This is a genomic window from Bacillus haynesii (assembly GCF_014042035.1).
Classification (GTDB): Bacteria; Bacillota; Bacilli; order Bacillales; family Bacillaceae; genus Bacillus; species Bacillus haynesii.
The window spans coordinates 3,164,337-3,182,057 of sequence record NZ_CP059494.1 but is presented as its reverse complement, the minus strand read 5'-3'; the positions used below and the strand labels follow the sequence as shown (position 1 = coordinate 3,182,057).

At 45.8% G+C, this 17,721-nt stretch carries 15 protein-coding genes and 1 pseudogene; 5 read left to right on the top strand and 11 right to left on the bottom strand.

The features are described from left to right. Positions 1–10 precede the first annotated feature (10 nt). The 8 genes and pseudogenes from H2R00_RS15755 to H2R00_RS21290 form a co-directional block, all read right to left on the bottom strand. Positions 11–1,603, bottom strand: a complete 1,593-nt coding sequence (locus tag H2R00_RS15755) for a ribonuclease YeeF family protein (protein WP_182069717.1) — start codon at positions 1,601–1,603, stop codon at positions 11–13. A gap of 17 nt (positions 1,604–1,620) precedes the next feature. After that, positions 1,621–1,890, bottom strand: a complete 270-nt coding sequence (locus tag H2R00_RS15750) for a YwqI/YxiC family protein (protein ID WP_182069716.1) — start codon at positions 1,888–1,890, stop codon at positions 1,621–1,623. A gap of 9 nt (positions 1,891–1,899) precedes the next feature. Then, on the bottom strand, positions 1,900–2,292 hold the full coding sequence (locus H2R00_RS15745) for a DUF5082 domain-containing protein (RefSeq protein WP_080624135.1): 393 nt from the start codon (positions 2,290–2,292) through the stop codon (positions 1,900–1,902). A 328-nt stretch (positions 2,293–2,620) separates the two neighbouring features. Then, positions 2,621–3,922 carry a pyrimidine-nucleoside phosphorylase gene (locus H2R00_RS15740; RefSeq protein ID WP_182069714.1) on the bottom strand — a complete coding sequence of 434 codons (1,302 nt, stop codon included), beginning with the start codon at positions 3,920–3,922 and terminating at the stop codon, positions 2,621–2,623. A gap of 30 nt (positions 3,923–3,952) precedes the next feature. Beyond that, the gene (locus H2R00_RS15735; protein ID WP_154999721.1) at positions 3,953–5,134 is read right to left on the bottom strand and encodes a NupC/NupG family nucleoside CNT transporter; all 1,182 of its coding nucleotides are present in this window, start codon (positions 5,132–5,134) and stop codon (positions 3,953–3,955) included. 81 nt (positions 5,135–5,215) lie between these two features. Further along, the gene (gene deoC / locus H2R00_RS15730) at positions 5,216–5,887 is read right to left on the bottom strand and encodes a deoxyribose-phosphate aldolase (protein WP_154999719.1); all 672 of its coding nucleotides are present in this window, start codon (positions 5,885–5,887) and stop codon (positions 5,216–5,218) included. 125 nt (positions 5,888–6,012) lie between these two features. Next, complete coding sequence (locus H2R00_RS15725) at positions 6,013–6,951, bottom strand: DNA-binding transcriptional repressor DeoR (protein WP_154495458.1); 939 nt, start codon at positions 6,949–6,951, stop codon at positions 6,013–6,015. A 57-nt stretch (positions 6,952–7,008) separates the two neighbouring features. Continuing rightward, positions 7,009–7,215, bottom strand: a pseudogene (locus H2R00_RS21290) (DUF4275 family protein). Between the two features lie 365 nt (positions 7,216–7,580). Between H2R00_RS21290 and H2R00_RS15715 the strand changes: the two are divergent. The 5 genes from H2R00_RS15715 to H2R00_RS15695 are packed head-to-tail and all read left to right on the top strand — an operon-like array spanning position 7,581 to position 14,596. Continuing rightward, positions 7,581–8,663, top strand: a complete 1,083-nt coding sequence (locus H2R00_RS15715; protein ID WP_182071095.1) for a lipoprotein YdaJ — start codon at positions 7,581–7,583, stop codon at positions 8,661–8,663. Then, on the top strand, positions 8,644–9,495 hold the full coding sequence (locus H2R00_RS15710; RefSeq protein ID WP_182069712.1) for a diguanylate cyclase domain-containing protein: 852 nt from the start codon (positions 8,644–8,646) through the stop codon (positions 9,493–9,495). Before H2R00_RS15715 ends, H2R00_RS15710 begins: the two co-directional genes overlap by 20 nt. Continuing rightward, the gene (locus H2R00_RS15705) at positions 9,485–11,215 is read left to right on the top strand and encodes a DUF2334 domain-containing protein (RefSeq protein ID WP_244958244.1); all 1,731 of its coding nucleotides are present in this window, start codon (positions 9,485–9,487) and stop codon (positions 11,213–11,215) included. The genes H2R00_RS15710 and H2R00_RS15705 overlap by 11 nt, the downstream gene beginning before the upstream one ends. After that, the gene (locus H2R00_RS15700) at positions 11,208–12,470 is read left to right on the top strand and encodes a glycosyltransferase family 2 protein (RefSeq protein WP_182069702.1); all 1,263 of its coding nucleotides are present in this window, start codon (positions 11,208–11,210) and stop codon (positions 12,468–12,470) included. Before H2R00_RS15705 ends, H2R00_RS15700 begins: the two co-directional genes overlap by 8 nt. A 5-nt stretch (positions 12,471–12,475) precedes the next feature. Beyond that, the gene (locus H2R00_RS15695; protein WP_182071094.1) at positions 12,476–14,596 is read left to right on the top strand and encodes a cellulose biosynthesis cyclic di-GMP-binding regulatory protein BcsB; all 2,121 of its coding nucleotides are present in this window, start codon (positions 12,476–12,478) and stop codon (positions 14,594–14,596) included. 37 nt (positions 14,597–14,633) lie between these two features. Here H2R00_RS15695 and H2R00_RS15690 read toward each other — a convergent pair whose 3' ends face one another. The 3 genes from H2R00_RS15690 to H2R00_RS15680 are packed head-to-tail and all read right to left on the bottom strand — an operon-like array spanning position 14,634 to position 17,721. Next, positions 14,634–15,923: a valine--pyruvate transaminase gene (locus H2R00_RS15690; protein ID WP_182069700.1), complete on the bottom strand. Its 1,290-nt coding sequence runs from the start codon at positions 15,921–15,923 to the stop codon at positions 14,634–14,636. Next, on the bottom strand, positions 15,920–17,158 hold the full coding sequence (locus H2R00_RS15685; RefSeq protein WP_182069698.1) for a DUF6421 family protein: 1,239 nt from the start codon (positions 17,156–17,158) through the stop codon (positions 15,920–15,922). The genes H2R00_RS15690 and H2R00_RS15685 overlap by 4 nt, the downstream gene beginning before the upstream one ends. After that, positions 17,155–17,721, bottom strand: a complete 567-nt coding sequence (locus H2R00_RS15680) for a prephenate dehydratase domain-containing protein (RefSeq protein ID WP_154999296.1) — start codon at positions 17,719–17,721, stop codon at positions 17,155–17,157. The genes H2R00_RS15685 and H2R00_RS15680 overlap by 4 nt, the downstream gene beginning before the upstream one ends.

Genomic DNA, 17,721 nt, shown 5'->3' with positions numbered 1-17,721 from the left:
TAAATTCCCCCTATCGAAACCAACTAGTCACAAAGTCCTCTGCTTTTGATAAACCCTCTGAAACTGAATCAGAGATATTCGATAATTGTTTGTCGGTCCAGTCTTTCATATCATCCCATCTGTCTTCTACCCATTCACCAGCATCTTCTCCCCACTCTTTTACTGTGTCGCCAACAAATATAGATCCGGTTATTCCAATACCAGCTCCAATAGCTCCCCCAATAAGAGTTCCGGGGCCTGGGCATATAAGTGACCCTAATGCAGCACCACCAACAGTCACACCTGCTACTCCCGCATCCATTCCAAAGCCAGCTGCCACTCGTCCAGATATTTCAAGGGTAGACTTCCCCTTGTTATCATCATTAATGAATTCAGAAAAATTAGTCACAAAGGAAAATACGGTACCTACTCCAGGGACTTTTTTAAATAGTTTTCCAGGAGCTACTTCATCCTTAAACTTCCCAAGAGTCCCTTTCACATCAACCTTAGTCTTATAACTCTTCAGTTCCTCTGGCTTATGCTTTAGGAAACTTTGGCTCTCCAAAATTTTCTTGTAGGAGATCCTTGTTGTGTTAGGCCCCAATCCAACAATCTTTCTCAAAAGGCCGCTTGGTTTATTTTGAAATTTGCCGAGCCATTTTTTGATTGGTTTGCTTGAGTTTGGATCGCCTTTTTTCAGGATGTTGTAAACAAACTGAGCCACCTTGGAATCGTATTTTCCGTTAGCTCCTTGCGTCCATTTCGGAGAGGCTTTTACGCGGAAGTTCCCTTTTCCGTCTTTTTCAAGCTCTATCATTTTCGTCGCCAGTACATTCACAGCTATGACGCCTTTTGTTACGGCCAACGCGCCGTTTCCTGTTCCGATTAAATCAAGCCATTCAGCGATTCTGCCCATCATTGTCGGATCGTCTTGTTTTTCTGCTAAATCAACGGCTTCGTCAATCATTTGTTTAACGACATCTGTTTCAGAAAAGTAGTTTTCAACCTCTTTAATCGTTTTTTTAGATAAGATCGCGCCTCCCTTTGACCAAGTGTTCACCTTTTCAGTGAGCTTGGATAGCTGAGCGATCGAATTTGACGATTGTTTTAATATAGAATTAGCATCGCGATCAAGCTCTTTTAAATCAGACACCGTGTTGTTCACATGTTTTTTGGCTTCGGAAATATGCTCATTAAATGATGCCAAAGAGATAGATCCGCCCCCAATTAAGTGGCTGATTTTATCAACTTCGTCATTAATCGAATCAACCGTATCATTCGTTTGACGTTTCAGTTCTGTTAAGCCCTTTTTGACGTCATGCGTCAGAAATTCTTCTTTTACAAAACCCTCTGTTGATTCATAAGTTCTGATTTTTGCTTTAATATCTTTTAAATTCTGTATGTATTGATCTATAAAGTGCTGAAAATAAAGCAGTACGGGAAGATGAAGAACAGAAAAGTGTTCTTTGATCGCATTTCCGCCTTCTCCTTTTAATGCATCATCAAGCTCTGCAATTTTTTGTACACTTTCCCTTATGGCGTTGATCTCTTTTTCCTCTTGCTTTTTTTCCTTAATCAATTGGTCAATCGCGTCAATGACTTCAGAAACATCTAAAACTTTCAAGAGAAAACCAGCCCTCCTTATTTCATTTTTTGAGAGATGTTTTTATCAGTATCAATCAGGACTTTAATGTTTGACCATGCGTCCTTTTCAACTGAAGATAGCGCCTCCTTGTATTTTTTTAGTAGTTGCTCGTATTCCTTTTCGATTTTTTTTATTTTGTTCACTACATCCATTGAAGAATTAGAGATATCGGCTTTTGAACCTGATATCGAAAGTGCGCTGATTTTTGTCTGAAGGCTTGAAAACACCGTTTTGACTTCTTCTGCTTTTACCTTTATATCTGCCATTATTTCACCTCAATGATTGACTTGTTTTTTTATATCTGTAAGCTGTTGTTTTTGTATACTTAGAAACATCTCCATATTAGAAATTTGCATTTCAAGATTTTCAATCTCTTGCTCAATATGCGAAATCAGACCATCTGTTTCTCTCTGTATGTTTTGATAGCTGTGTGCAATGTTTGATCTAATATTGATAAATTGATTTGTATGTCTGCCATTCCATATATGTGATGTAATATCTGGCTGATTGATGAGAGTGGCATTGTTTGAAAGGGTGTGAAGTTCACCGGTAATAGCTGTTTTTGCTTTTTTCAGTTCAGCGATTTTGCTTTGGGTATCCTTTATATTGTGAGATAAAGAAGAAATATCTTTTTCCAAAGAAGAGATTTTAGCAGCATGGTTAGACATATCGGGTTCACCTCATTTTTCAGAAAATAAAAATCCACACGTTACTATTCGCTTATTCCACTGTATTTCGGTTAGGTATATTGTTGCTTTACGGGGGAATCTAACGTTCTTGTAAATCAGACCTTTTTCATATTACAATATCATCCAAAATAGGTAAATAGGATAATGGACTTGGTTTTCTTGGATTTTCTTGAATCGATCAATTCAAGCCACACTCGATATTCTTTGAAGTTGCAACCAGGGGCTTAGTTGAAATGACCTTCCTCAAATCTTACGACATCAAAAAAACAGCACACACCCAAGGGTCTGTGCTGTTTTGCATGTTCCTCTATTCCGTAATCACCGTATGCACAAGCTTCGGTGCTTCGGCTGTTTCCGCGATTTGGATGTTGTCGTAGACTTTTGCGATGACGTCATCGACATTTTCGCGGTTTGCGTATAGGGTAACCAATGGTTCGCCTTTTTCGACTGCGTCGCCGACTTTTTTGCGGAGCATGATGCCGACGGCGAGGTCGATTTTGTCTTCTTTTGTTGCGCGGCCGGCGCCCAGCAGCATGGCCGCGACGCCGATTTGATCGGCGACGATTTCAGAAACGACACCCGCTTCTTTGGCAGGAACGTCGATTTTATAGGCAGCCTGAGGCAGCTTTTCGGGGTTATCCGCGACAGAGCTGTCGCCGCCTTGGTTCTGCAGGAAGTCTTTGAATTTTTGCAGCGCTTTTCCGTTTTTCATTACATCGATCAGATTCTCTCTCGCTTCGTCAAGGGTCTCCGCTTTTTTGGCGAGGACGACCATTTGGCTGCCCAATGTTAAGACAAGCTCAGTCAAGTCTTCAGGACCTTCGCCTTTTAATGTATCAATCGCCTCTTTCACTTCAAGTGCATTTCCGATGGCAAATCCCAGCGGCTGAGACATGTCGGAGATGACGGCCATCGTTTGGCGGCCGACATTGTTTCCGATGCGGACCATCGCTTTTGCAAGGTTGACGGCGTCTTCATCGGTTTTCATAAAAGCGCCGGCGCCTGTTTTGACGTCAAGGACAATCGCGTCCGCCCCAGCAGCGATTTTCTTGCTCATGATCGAGCTGGCAATCAGCGGGATTGAATTGACCGTGCCTGTCACATCGCGGAGGGCGTACAGTTTTTTGTCAGCAGGCGTCAAGTTTCCGCTTTGGCCGATGACGGCGACCTTGTCGCGGTTGACGAGCTCGATGAATTCGTCTTTAGAAAGTTCCACGTGAAACCCTTTGATTGCTTCGAGCTTGTCAATAGTTCCCCCTGTGTGTCCGAGGCCGCGTCCCGACATTTTGGCGACCGGGACGTCGAGAGCCGCGACAAGCGGTGCAAGTACGAGCGTCGTCGTGTCGCCGACGCCTCCTGTTGAGTGTTTGTCGACTTTGATACCTTCAATCGCGGAAAGATCGATCGTTTCGCCTGAGTTGACCATCGCCATCGTGAGATCGGCCCGTTCTCTGTCTGTCATGTCCTGAAAATAGATGGCCATCGCCAGAGCGCTCGCCTGATAGTCAGGAATGCTTCCGTCAGTGTAGCCTTTAATGAAAAATTGAATTTCTTCTGTTGTCAATTCTTCTCCATTTTGTTTCTTTGTGATGATATCAACCATTCTCATTGTGATCACCAGTCCTTTTTTCAAAGTTTATCAATAAATCAATCCTACAACGGTCGCTGTCAGGAAACTGACGAGCGTTGCGCCGTACAGCAATTTCAAGCCGAAGCGTGCGACGACGTTTCCTTGTTTCTCATTCAGTCCTTTAACCGCACCGGCGATAATACCGATCGATGAGAAATTGGCAAATGAGACGAGGAAGACGGAAACAATCGCTTCGGTGCGGCCGCTGAAATGGAAGCTGCCTTGTGCGAGAGACTGCATCGCGACAAATTCATTTGAGACCATTTTGGTTGCCATGATACTTCCAGCATTCACCGCTTCATGCCATGGGATACCCATCAGGAAGGCAAACGGCGCAAAAATAAATCCGAGCAGTTCCTGGAATGATATCCCTAATGCGGCGCTGAAAATGCCGTTAATCATTGCAATGATCGCGACAAATCCGATCAGCATGGCGGCCACGACGACGGCGACTTTAAAGCCGTCCATAATATATTCGCCCAGCATTTCAAAGAAGGATTGTTTTTCCTCTTCCTGTACCTCTACCATATCATGTTCTCGATCGACTTCATAAGGATTGATAATCGATGCGATAATAAATCCGCCGAATAAGTTCAAGACTAGCGCGGTGACAACGTATTCGGGCTTGAGCATCGTCATATAGGCGCCGACGATAGACATCGAGACGGTTGACATCGCCGAAGCGCACAGCGTATAAAGTCTGTGCTTAGGCAGCAGGCCCAGCTGTTTTTTTAACGAAATGAATACTTCAGATTGCCCCAGTATCGCCGAGGCAACGGCGTTGTATGACTCCAGTTTGCCCATCCCGTTGATTTTGCTGAGCGCAAGACCAATATATTTTATAATAAACGGAAGGATTCTCCAATATTGCAGAATACCGATTAAAGCAGAAATAAAAACAATCGGGAGAAGCACGCTGATGAAGAATGTGGATTCATTCACATTCACCAGTCCGCCAAAGACAAAATTAACACCTTCTGCGGCATATTCAAGCAAATACCCGAAGCCTTTGGCAAAACCGCCGACAAGATAGTTTCCGATACCCGTGTTCAGCAATATATATCCCAATGCGAATTGCAGCACGATCATGACGATAACCGGACGGTACTTCACTCTTTTCTTTCCGCTGCTGACCAGCCATGCAAGCCCTAAGACGACAAATAAACCAATGAGCCCGATGAGATATTTCATGTTTTGATCCTCCTGGTGATGTATTCGCTTACATTTTTGTATCTGCGCGCAGGAAGCTTCCGCTTCCCGCCGCACTGGATCTTAGTAGTTATCTTCATTTTTTCCTTCTGCTCCGCTGACGATGGAAACGCCTGCGCTTGCACCGATCCGGGTCGCTCCTGCTGAGATCATGCTTTCAACGTCCTCTTTTGTTCGAATACCTCCGGATGCTTTGACACCGATGTCAGGTCCGACTGTTTTCCGCATGAGGGCGATGTCTTCCGCTGTCGCTCCGCCGGTTGAGAACCCGGTTGAAGTTTTGACAAAATCGGCACCCGCAGCAACAGCCAAGCGGCAGGCCCGCTCTTTTTCCTCGTCTGTCAACAGACACGTTTCAATGATGACTTTAACAAGCGCTTTACCTTTTGCGGCTTCAACGACCGCACGGATGTCCGCCTCGACAAAGTCATCATCTCCGTCTTTTAAAGCGGCGATGTTGATGACCATGTCCACCTCTGTCGCGCCTTTTGCGATCGCGTCTTTTGTTTCAAATGCTTTTGTCTCTGTCGTGTTGGCGCCCAACGGAAAACCGATAACCGTGCAAACGTCGATTTCCGTTCCCTTCAGCTCTTTGGCGGCAAATTCAACCCATGTCGGGTTGACGCAGACTGAAGCGAATTGGTATGTTTTCGCTTCTTCTATTAATTTCTTAATCTCGGATTTTTGTGTATGCGGTTTTAATGCTGTATGATCAATGAGATTTGCAATCGTCATATACTAGCACTTCCTTTGTATAAGATATTTTCAGCATAACCGATTTCTGAACAAATGTAAATTATCATATGAAATTTTGTTCAATAGAAAATAAAGTAAAATCCAGGCAGTTCTTCCTGGACACTTTAATCATCTAGCAGTTCTTTCGCCGTATGCTGATCAATAATCAGCACATTGGCATACTTGCCTTTTAGTGCACCATGAATAGCGGCTTTTTTCCGACTGCCGCCCGCTACGAGAATCGACCGTTCTTTTTCCCTCAAGTCAGCCAATTCAATGCCGATCGTCCGCGAGTCGATAGCATGGCTGCAAATGTTTCCCTCCGCATCAAAAAAGCGCGAACAAATATCGCCGACTCCACGTTCTTTCAGAAGAGCTTTTTCCTCTTCATGAAAATACCCCAGCCTGAACAGCAGGGCTTCATCGCGGACCGTACCGACTGTAAATAACGCAATGTTCGCCTGTTTGCCCATTTCTATGATCCGCTTAATATGCCTGTCCTGCTCAACCATCTGTTTAACTTCCGGATTGTCAAACACGACCGGAAGCGGCAAATACCTCGGCATCGTTTGAAAAGCTTCGGCAAACAGCTGAATCGTTTCAGACGAATAAGTGTTGACGCTGGAATGGCTGATTCCGCCCTTCAGTTGTACGACCTCTGCGCCCTTCACCTGTTTAGGCTGCATATTTTGGGCGATTTGGTACATCGTCGTCCCCCAGCTGACGCCGACAATGTCGCCGTCCTTGACTGCGCCGTGCATATATTCGGCCCCGAAGCGGCTGAGATAATGCGTGATGGTCGTATAATCCGCGGTCGGCGAAAAGACAACATGCGCTTCTAGAAGCCCGTATTTTTCCTCAAGCATCGCACCGAGCGCATCCATATCTTCAAACGGGTCCATGACGCGAATTTGAACATACCCCTTTTCCTTGGCGAACTGCAGCAGCCTTGATACCGTCGGTCTTGAAATCTGCAGCTGTTCGGCAATTTGCTGCTGGCTGTAGTCAGACTGATAGTAGAGCCTCGCAGCTTCAATGCTCAATTGCTGTTTTTCCTTGTCCATCACGTTCCTCCCCTTTAGTAACGCTTTAACCCATATTATATAGGTTCATGCTCCATCTCATCCAGCTGAATTGCAAAAATACGTTCCGTATGCCGAATCATGCGACACCGCATATGTCCATGTTATGTTTTTATCCGTTATATATGCATCTTCCGGCGGCTGTCAGTTCTTTAGCATGGCGTCATCCGAGTGCTGATAGAACAAAAAGCAAGCACGCTTCAGCTGGTTGTTAAAGGCCTGATCCGCCTTCCGCCGGTAAAACATGGCTTCATCTTACAGCTGAATAAATGCTACAAAAAATGGCTCACCAAGATCGCGTCTTTTTCCGGAAGCTCAAGGCCTGCAGCAAAACGGTTTTCCCACATTTTTTCTCAAGTAAGAGCCCCACTTCGGTATTTCTGATGATGTTCATTCACGTCCTCTGTTTATTCTTTTTGATATTTTTTCTCGAAAAAGCAATACGAAAATCCTGCTATTGATGGAAAAACATTTTATTATTGGACTTACGTCCTCTTTTTGGATAGTCCAAAAAGATCAAAAAAATCTAGCAATCTCCATTTTTTCATTTATAATAAATAAGTCAAAATCATTCTAAAAAACATTCGGGGTGATCTATCGTGAAAGCACCCATGAGGTATATATGGATTGGTATGATCCTGTGCTTTTTATCCGTCAGTCTGGCCGTCGGTTGTATCAAAGCTGAAGATCAGTCAGATGATGACAAAAATGATGCAGCGCTGCAGCCTGCCGAACAATTCGTTTACCATCATTTAATGAGCGATCAGGGGCTGATCAAAACCAGCTTTTCTGACCAGCCTGTTTACTTGTCGGAATCGCTTGGCTTGTGGATGGAGTTTTTGATCAGCAAAAAAGACGGCGAACATTTTCATGAGCAATATCAGCACCTGACCGAATCCTTCCTTATGAAAAACAACCTGGTGTCATGGCAAATCCAAAACGGCCAGCCAAGCGGTGTGAACGCCCTGATCGATGATCTCAGAATCATGATGAGCCTCGATCAAGCGGCAGCTCTATGGGGAAACAGCGAGTATAGACAAACCGCTCTGAACATCGGTGCCGCATTAAAAACGCACAACATGAACAACGGGATATTGACGGACTTTTACGACTCCGCCTCTCAATCCGCATCAAAGGATATCACGCTTTCCTATATCATGCCAGATGCTCTATCCATCTTGAAAAAAAACGGAGTGATAGATAAGGAAACCGAAAGGCGGAATGCCAACATTCTTTATCACGCCCCTTTGAAAAACGGTTTTCTCCCGAAAGCGTACAGTACAGAAACGAAAGCATACACCTATGACCATGAAGTCAATCTCATTGATCAGCTTTACACAGCTTGGCATTTACCGCCGAAGGATCAAAAAGCCGTTGTATTAGCGGATTGGCTCAAACAGACGTTTCAAACCGGCGGAAAACTGTATGGCCGGTACTCGATCGATACAAAAAAGCCGGCGGTTCAATACGAGTCTCCATCCGTCTACGCGTTGGCGATTTTATTTTTCACCAACCAAAACGAAGATAAAGCCGTCATCAAAGCGCTGTATGATCGAATGAATGATTTTGAAATTCTTGATTCGTCCGAGACGTATTATGGGGGATATATGAGCGGAAATGATACGCATTCTTTTGATAATCTGCTGCCCCTGTTAGCCGAAAGGAAGCTTTTAAATGAAAATATCATTCAATGAATCGCAAAAAATGTTCACTTATATGACGGGGCTTGCAGCAGCTCTTGCATTATTCATCCATTATGTCTCTGACCAGCAGTCCGAACCCATTCTCATCATTTGCATCACACTTGCCATCATCGCAGCGGGAATATGGCTCGGATCGATTTACGCACTGGCCGGGACCATCATCGTCCTGTTTGTTCTCGGAACTTTGATGATGTTTTTTCACACAGGCCAAGGAGGAGCCGCTTCGTCTGAAACGGGACTACAAATGCTCGTCATCTGGGGAATAGCGCTTTTGCTGTTTTCCTTTATGTCAGGGAGAATTCATGACATCGCGATCGGACTTCACCACTCTGTCAAACACCTTCAAGACGAAATCAAAAGCTTTGTTGCGATTGACAGGGTGACAGGCTTTGATAATAAACAGAGGATGAAGCTGGAGCTGTCAGAAGAAATAAAGCGCGCGGAACGGTATGGCAACTCGTTTGTTTTTTTGCTTCTTCAAATGCATTATTTCAAAGAGTTCAAATCTCTGTACGGAGAAAAAGAAACCGATCGTCTCTTTCAATTTGTCAGCAGTCAAATCAGATCATGTGTCCGGGAAACGGATAAAAAATTCCGTCCTGCCGAGGAGCGGTTCGGCATCCTGCTGACACACACGCCTGCTGAACATATGCCCGCCGTCCTTGAAAAACTGAAGAAACAGCTGGACACTTATCAGCTCAAAAACGGCAAGTATGTCACCTTGACCTTCCACGTGTGCCACTTATCATATCAAAACGATTTAACAACTGCTGAGCAATTTTTAGAAGAACTAGAAAACGAGATGATGATGAATGAACTGTAAGCGGATATTACTTCTATACGCGGCTGTACTTATCCTGTCTGCGGCTTTTTATGTTCCGGACACCGCCGAGGCAAAGCAGCAGGAGCACGGCATTCTCATCGTCTATTCAACACTGGATGGCAAAAAATCAGCCGATGTGAAAATGCTCGACCTTATCGCTGGCCATTTTACATCCCGTGTGACCGTTGTAAAAGACACAGATATCAAAGCATCGGATCTCGCAGGAAAAGACCGCGTCATCTATTACGGCCAAACAAAAAGAAAGCTGAGCAAGAAGCTCGCGCAGCTAATCAGCTCCTCCCAAAAACCTGTGATAGCAATCGGCTTTAACGCCGGACAGTTCAGCCAATTCGCAGGTCTTTCGCTCAAAAGCAAAGACAATGTGTATCAGATTCGCAGCACAAATGAAGAAAGCGATACCTCTTTAGAAAGCGGAGTTCGTGTCCTCGGCGTATCAGGATTGAAGGGAAAAGCAATGTACACATACAAAGCTGACGATGGAAAAGCGCACCCTTTTGTATGGAAAACCGGCAAAGGAAACGTGTACATCGGTTTAACCGATTTGCTAAACAACAACCTCCTCGCCGCTAAGCAGCTCAGACAGGCATTTGGTGAAACGGCGGACAGCACGCTTTTATATTTGCGGCTTGAGGATATCAGCCCGATGTCGGATGAAAAACTGCTGCTCCAAGCCGGGTCTTATCTGCATAAACGAAATATTCCTTTTATCCTTTCTGTAATTCCGGTATATGTCAATCCTGAAACGGGCGACAAAGTCTATATGTCTGAAAAGCCAAAGCTGGTCAAAGTACTGAGGAAGCTGCAGGATATGGGCGGAAGTGTAATTGTTCACGGGTATACCCATACATACCGCTACAGCGAAACCGGTGAAGGATTCGAGTTTTGGGATGCCAAAGCCGATCAGCCGATCACATCGCAAAATGCGGAAGAGCCCGCGACCCTTTTGCAAAAGGAACAGAACTTTCCAAATGAACAAGCATATCAAAACTATTTGGAGCCGTTCAGAAAAAATGAAGAAACATACACGCGGCAGAAGCTGACGAACGCTATTGAGGATCTCACCGCGGAAGGGCTGTATCCGCTCGCGTTTGAAGCGCCGCACTATACGATGTCAGAGCACGGCTATCAAATCGCCTCACAGTATTTCACAAGCTTGTTCGGCCAGGTTCAGCTTAGTGATACAACATGGAAAACATCAGGCGCCGGGCCTTTTGTTACGAATCCGGTCATGCTCCATGGGATGACGCTCTATCCTGAGACGATCGGCTATGTCGATCAATCGGATCAAAATCCGCTCGGCAAAGTCGAGGAGCGCATCTCTCAAATGATCGATTTTCAAGGCGGAGTAGCCGGCGCATTTTACCATCCTTATCTTGGAATGAAATATCTCCCTGAACTGGTTGATCAGATGGAACGCATTCCAAACAGCGAATGGCTCGATGTTAAAAAGACAAAGCAAACCGTTAAAACAGATAAAGTAGAAATTCACACAAGCGGAGATGGAACGATTCAAGTCAAAAGCAAAGTCAGCGCCATTGAGACGTTTTTCGATCATCACCAGCAAAGCCCGCTGGAAAAGGCGCTTTGGATTCTCTCCCTTATTGTGCTCTTGTTTGTTGTCATGTTTGTGAGCTACACCCTTTACTTGAGAGCCACATTAAAAAAACGAATCTTTAAGGAGAGAAGAAGCCGTGGGTAATGTTCTGTTCCTAGTCTCGTTAAGCTTAATATGGGTCATGCTTCTGTATCACATGTTTCTGATGCAGGGCGGATTCCGCCACTATATGACCTTCGAACGGAACATTCCGAAGTGGAAAGAGCACGTGAAGGATCTCCCGAAAGTCAGCGTACTGATTCCGGCGCATAACGAAGAGGTCGTGATTCGGCAGACGCTGAAGGCAATGGTCAACCTCTATTATCCGAAAGACCGGCTGGAGATTATCGTCATCAACGACAATTCGTCCGACCGGACGGGTGACATCGTAGGCGAATTTTCCAGACAATACGACTTTATTAAAATGGTCGTGACCAAACCCCCGTATGCCGGAAAAGGTAAATCGTCAGCGCTCAATTGCGGTTTTGCCGAATCAAACGGGGACGTCATTTGTGTATATGACGCCGACAACACGCCGGAAAAAATGGCTGTTTATTACCTTGTCCTCGGGCTCATGAATGATCAGAAAGCCGGAGCGGTGGTGGGAAAATTCCGCGTCATCAATGCGGCGAAAACATTGCTCACAAAATTTATCAACATCGAAACGATTTGTTTCCAATGGATGGCACAGGGCGGGAGATGGAAATGGTTCAAAATCGCCACGATCCCCGGCACCAATTTTGCCATCAGAAGAAGCATTATTGAAGAGCTGGGCGGCTGGGATGATAAGGCGCTGGCCGAAGATACCGAGCTTACAATCCGGGTCTACAACCTCGGCTACCACATCCGCTTCTTTCCGGCGGCCGTCACTTGGGAACAGGAGCCGGAAACGTGGAAAGTCTGGTGGCGTCAACGGACAAGATGGGCGCGCGGCAACCAGTATGTCGTCCTGAAATTTTTGGCTCAGTTTTTCAAGCTGAAGAGAAAACGGATTATTTTCGATTTGTTTTATTTCTTTTTTACGTATTTTTTGTTTTTCTTTGGCGTCATCATGTCAAATGCGCTTTTTGTGATCAATTTATTTTATAATCTGCATCTTTCATTCGGTTTTTTGTCGATCATCTTATGGATTTTGGCTTTCTTTCTATTTATGACGGAGGTCATGATTACACTGAGCATCGAAAAAACAGAAATGAACAGGCAAAACTTTTTCATCGTTTTTCTGATGTACTTTACATACTCTCAGGCTTGGATTGTGCTCGTGATTTATTCTTTATTCGTAGAAATCAAGCACCGCCTGTTCAAGCAAGAGGTTAAATGGTACAAAACAGAACGATACAATCAAAAGAAAAGCGGGTGACTTTTTTGAAATATATCTTCATATGTCTGGCAAGCTTCATGCTGATCACGGCGACGGGACAAGCTGCGGCGGCCAAAGACGTTACAGTAGACGGCTCGATCCTTGGGGAAAACAGCCGGGAACAAGCCAAACAGCAAGTGCTCACAAACGATCTCTTGACCTTGTACGGGGCAAAAGACAGCGCCGAGCTAACGTATCAAATCCCGGCGGGCGCCTCCTCTGCCCATCAGCAGCTCACACTTGAATACGAGGCTTCAGACCTTTTAATTTCACCGTCTTCATTAACAGCCGAGATTGATGGTGAACCGGTCAAAACGGTCAAGCTTGCAGGGAATGCCGGAAAGAAAACGCTGAAACTTGCAATAAACAAAAGCCAGTCGTCTCCAGGGTTTCACAGCTTATCACTGAAGTTCTACGGAGTCGTTCATGAAGGCGTCTGCGTCAGACAGGACTCCTCCGGAAACTGGATCAAAATTTACCCGGACAGCCGTCTGCATATCGGGGAAAAGAACGAATCTAAAGGAGTGGCGCTCGAACATTATCCTTATCCATTCGCCCAATCCGGCAGCTCCGTGGAAAAAACGGCAATCGTCATTCCGGATGATCCAAGTTCGGCTGAAATCGAAGCTGCAGTTAAAACAGAAGGCTACCTTAAAACGGTTGACAATAGCATCAGCACGAAGATCTTGGGCGAATCTGACCTGGCGAAGATCGACAGGCCGACGATTTTGATCGGCGTCCAACAACATTGGAGCGGCAAAGTGAAAAAGCTATTGAAGCAAGCGAAGCTCGAAGCAAAAGGAGACAAGTTATTGCTTGCGGAACGGATGCTTAAAGCAAAGGATAAGCAACAGCCTGTATTGTTTGCGGCCGCAGCATCTGATGCTGTGCTCTCAGAAAAAATCAGCGTCATCACCGACAAAACGTATGCCGCCCAGCTCAGCGGCGACACGCTGGCAATCGGAAAACTTCAGCAGCATAGCAAACGGGACGGCAGCAAGCTGACACTCGAGGATTTCGGGGCGGGAGATTTGACAATCGGGTCCGGGCAGACATCTTCCGAGCATTTTTATTATCCTGCACCGGCTCTATTAGACAAGAATCAACCTGCAAAGCTTTCTCTTACGGTGAAAAAATCGGAAACAATACAAAAGCAGGCCGATCAAAGCGGCTTATCTGCGGAACAGGCGGAACTGAAGGTTATGATCAATGGTCAGCCGCATTCCGTCGGACTTGACGATTTAGGAAAAGAAGACAAAAACGGCTTTTACCATGTTTCTTTAAAAGTCGATCCGAAACTTTTGCAAAAAAACCGTTATATCGATATTCAATTTTCCTCTTCAGGCTTGAAAGAGAACAACCCTTGCTACGCGACGAACGAAGACAAATGGATTTTTATCGATAAACAGAGTGCATTGTCTTACCATGTCAGCGACACGTCAGCTTCAGCCGATTTTCAAGCGTGGCCGCTTCCCTACGCAGGAGATCAGGACAACAAAACGCTGATGATCCTGCCCGACAACGCGGATCAGTCCAAGCTTGATGAGCTTTCGCTTGTGGTCAGCTCCTTCGGCAGTGAAGCCCGGCAGGCATTCACAGTGAAAACATCCTCTGAAGTCAAACCGGATGACGTGAAAGGAAGAAACGTAATCTTCATCGGAAGTGTCGATCAATTCTCTCTACTGAAGGAAAAAACAGCCGAATTGGCTGTTCCGACGGCGAAAAACGGAACATTTGATGTGTCATCGTTTCAAATGCTGAATGAAACGACAAAACAAGTCGCGTTTACTCAAACGTCGCTGTGGGATTCAAATTACTCGATGGCTGTTTTCGCGCCGTTTAAAGGGCAAGGCACAGCAGTCACAAAAGAAATGATCAACTTTTTGAACAGCAATGATTTCGCAGCAACCGTTGTGAATGAAACGGACAGCCATCAGCTGTTTACAAACCATCAGCAGCTGACAGCAAAGTCCGCTGAAACCAAGACGGATGATAAAAAGGAAAGCAATCCGCAGCATGTGCTGTACATTGCGATCCTGATCGTGATCATAGCGGCAGCAGTTATTTTGATTTTGACAACGGCAAGGCGCAGAAAAAGAAAGGCCAATGCCGGCGAAAGGGATTGACGAATAAAACAGGGGCTTGCTTTTAGCCCCTGTTTTTTTATAAATATTCAATCTGTTTCTCATATACACCCTTCACAATTTTAGCTAAAACATCGATTCCCCTTATGATATCTTCATCCGCCGCGGTTAGGCTGATTCGTATACACTGGTGTGAATGCGCCATGTGCCGGTATTGATGGTGAAAGAAAGATGAGCCGGGAACGATGATGACTCCGTCCGCTTTCATATACTCATACAGCGCGGCATCAGTCACCGGCAGGTCTTCAAACCACAGCCATCCGAAAAGCGATCCTTCCCCTTGATGCAGATACCATTTGATGTCTTCGGGCATCTTGCATAAAAGCGTTTCCTTGAGCAGCATGAATTTATTGCTGTAATATGGCCTGACTTCATTTAGCGACACGTCGGCGAGGCGCCCGTCATTCAATACAGAAGCCGCCATATACTGCCCCAGCCTTGAAGAATGGATTGCCGCATTAGACTGAAAAGCTTCCATTGCCTGAATATACCGAGACGGCCCGATGGCGATTCCGATCCTTTCCCCAGGCAGGCCTGCTTTTGAAAGGCTCATACAATGAATGATCTGATCGTTGAAAATCGGTTCCATGTCGATAAAATGAATCGCCGGAAAAGGCGGAGCATATGCGGAATCAATGAAAAGCGGAACATTCGCTTCTCGGCAGGCGTCTGAAATGAACGCTACATCTTCTTTAGGCAAGATGTTTCCGCAAGGATTGTTCGGGCGCGAAAGCAAGACAGCGCCGATACATGGATCGGTCCGCATCCTCTCTAAAAACGCCTCACGATCCATCTCATATCGAAACGTATGATCATCCAATGCCGAAATGAGCGGAGGAATCCCCTCAATCATGTCCCGTTCCAGTGCCGCTCCGCTGTATCCCGAATAGTCGGGAAGCATCGGAATCAAGGCTTTTTTCATCACAGACCCGCTTCCCATTCCGCAAAACGAATTGATCGCCAGAAAAAACAGCTGCTGGCTTCCGGCTGTAATCAGCACATTCTCTTTTCGAATGTCAGCGTGATACCGCTCTGAAAAGAAGCGGACAACACTTGCAATCAGTTCATCGGTTCCATAGCTCGATCCGTATTGGCCGATCACCGAAGAAAACCTGTCATCGTCAAGCAGATTGGCAAGAGCCGACTTCCACATGGCTGACACACCTGGCAAAATCATTGGATTGCCCGCACTTAAATTAATGTATGACCGCTCTCCGCCGGCCAGGACTTCCTGAATATCGCTCATCACAGCCCTGACCCCTGTCCTCTCATTCATTTTCTCTCCGATTTTGCTTAATGCCGGCTTCACGCTTCCAGTCTCTCCCGTTCAAACCGAAGACGGGCGGTTTCAATTTTCTTATTGATCTCGTCAATGAAATATGGTTCCGGGACGCTGAACCGTTCGCCTTCCCGTCCGGGAGGCAGGTATTGTCTTACATAGCGTTCCGCCGCCTCTTTGTATGCCGAGTCATCCTCGATCTCTTCCAGCTGTTCGATTTCGGCCACAAGCTTTTTTAAATCCTCCATGCATCGTGAAAGGTCAAGCGATACGGGCTTCTCTTCTCCTCTTTGAATGGAACTGCCGTTTTCAATGATCCAGCTGAACAGAAAATAGCCTGTCCCGGAATCAAAATTCCGCGTTGCATTATGCTGACTCGGATAGCGCAGCAGCCGCTCATACAAAACAAATTCGATAATTTCCTCCCAGCCGTCATATCGCCGCTCCCACAAGGTCAGGATCGCTTGGCAATCGACCTTGACTTCTTCTAAAATGCCTGCGAAAAAATTCATTTTCGCCTGAATATGCAAATGAAAAGGTTTTTTTCCGCAATGATGAAAATAGTCATGAAGGTAGCCCCACAACACCCTTGCTTCATATGTGCGGTCAGGGGAAAGCTGAGCCGACTTGAAAGGCGCATGTTCAAAAATGGCCCTCGCTCTTTTGAGCGTGTCTTCATGGTAAATGTGATAAAACTTATTAAAATAGAAAATCGCGAATGTCTGCGATGTAATGTTCTCTTTTGTTTTCACATTTTCCGGGAAGAATACGATGCATTTTTCTTCCGTGAACCCCTTTGTTCCGGCGAGAAGCTTGAGGGATTGGCAGCCGTTTTCAGGATGAGGCAGCTCCTCTTCTATCGGCCTCATCATGGCAGGTTCTTCACGAACGGCTAAAAAGGCTTCAAAATAGCAGCCTTTCGCATGAGGCCCATTCGGCGTCACGATCGGCGCCGCAAAAAAGGTCGTCTCCTGATCATTCGGAGCCCTGTAAGCCGTCAATAGCCGGTCAAAATACGGCGTCTCTCCTAATCCGCGTCCGATCCAGTCCAAAACGTCCTGTTTAAACGCCTCTTTTGCAGCCGTTAAGTGAACCGCCTCATAAACGGTTCCTGCGTCTTCAATCAATTGCAGCAGAAGCTGTTCCGCCCTTTCGTGATGCTCTGTAATCTGTCCTTTATCATTTTGGTATGTCTGCAATTCATGAATGTTCGGTACAATCTGCTCGTTGACCATGTTTACAATGTCCCCTGTCAAGGTCGTCATCGGCTTCCTCCTTCGATTGATTTAAGCCCGTGAATCGTAAAGCACATCGGCACTTCCCCAAAATCTTTAATGACTTTCAAACGGTGTTCATCAGCCGCTTTAATCGTTGTGATGCAGCCGTCAGCCGCGTTTGAAGCGCAGGCCAGGGCCGCTTGTGCATTGCTTGTGACCAATTGAACTTGACTGCTGAACAGCTTCGCCAGATGGGCGGGAGCAGGGTGTGAAGCGACGGTTTGAATATCCGATGCCATCGTGTGCTGTTTTGCGGCAAAAACCATGTTGTATGTTGGCATCACAAAACTGTCTATGATCTTTAAGTCCGCTAAATTCTCAAATACGATTTGATGCAAAAACGGGTAAACGGCACAGCCTAATAGGACTGAATTTTCTGTCGATTTAACATAGAGCAGCGCTTCTTCCAACGTTTCATAGAGCCTGACTTCCCCGCGGACTCCTTTGTTTTTAAGCCAAAGCAGGCCGGCTTTTTCGCAGTTCGTGCCTTTGGGACCGAGCGTATGGACAATCATTACGGCTTGCTCTTCCTGCACTTTAGTCGAGATCAT

Bases quoted from the DNA above. Each gene is read 5' to 3' on its own strand.
- H2R00_RS15750 (WP_182069716.1), bottom strand. From the start codon at position 1,890: ATGGCAGATATAAAGGTAAAAGCAGAAGAAGTCAAAACGGTGTTTTCA.
- H2R00_RS15745 (WP_080624135.1), bottom strand. From the start codon at position 2,292: ATGTCTAACCATGCTGCTAAAATCTCTTCTTTGGAAAAAGATATTTCT.
- H2R00_RS15740 (WP_182069714.1), bottom strand. From the start codon at position 3,922: ATGAGAATGGTTGATATCATCACAAAGAAACAAAATGGAGAAGAATTG.
- H2R00_RS15735 (WP_154999721.1), bottom strand. From the start codon at position 5,134: ATGAAATATCTCATCGGGCTCATTGGTTTATTTGTCGTCTTAGGGCTT.
- deoC (WP_154999719.1), bottom strand. From the start codon at position 5,887: ATGACGATTGCAAATCTCATTGATCATACAGCATTAAAACCGCATACA.
- H2R00_RS15725 (WP_154495458.1), bottom strand. From the start codon at position 6,951: ATGGACAAGGAAAAACAGCAATTGAGCATTGAAGCTGCGAGGCTCTAC.
- H2R00_RS15715 (WP_182071095.1), top strand. From the start codon at position 7,581: ATGAGGTATATATGGATTGGTATGATCCTGTGCTTTTTATCCGTCAGT.
- H2R00_RS15710 (WP_182069712.1), top strand. From the start codon at position 8,644: ATGAAAATATCATTCAATGAATCGCAAAAAATGTTCACTTATATGACG.
- H2R00_RS15705 (WP_244958244.1), top strand. From the start codon at position 9,485: ATGAACTGTAAGCGGATATTACTTCTATACGCGGCTGTACTTATCCTG.
- H2R00_RS15685 (WP_182069698.1), bottom strand. From the start codon at position 17,158: ATGACGACCTTGACAGGGGACATTGTAAACATGGTCAACGAGCAGATT.
- H2R00_RS15680 (WP_154999296.1), bottom strand. From the start codon at position 17,721: ATGATCTCGACTAAAGTGCAGGAAGAGCAAGCCGTAATGATTGTCCAT.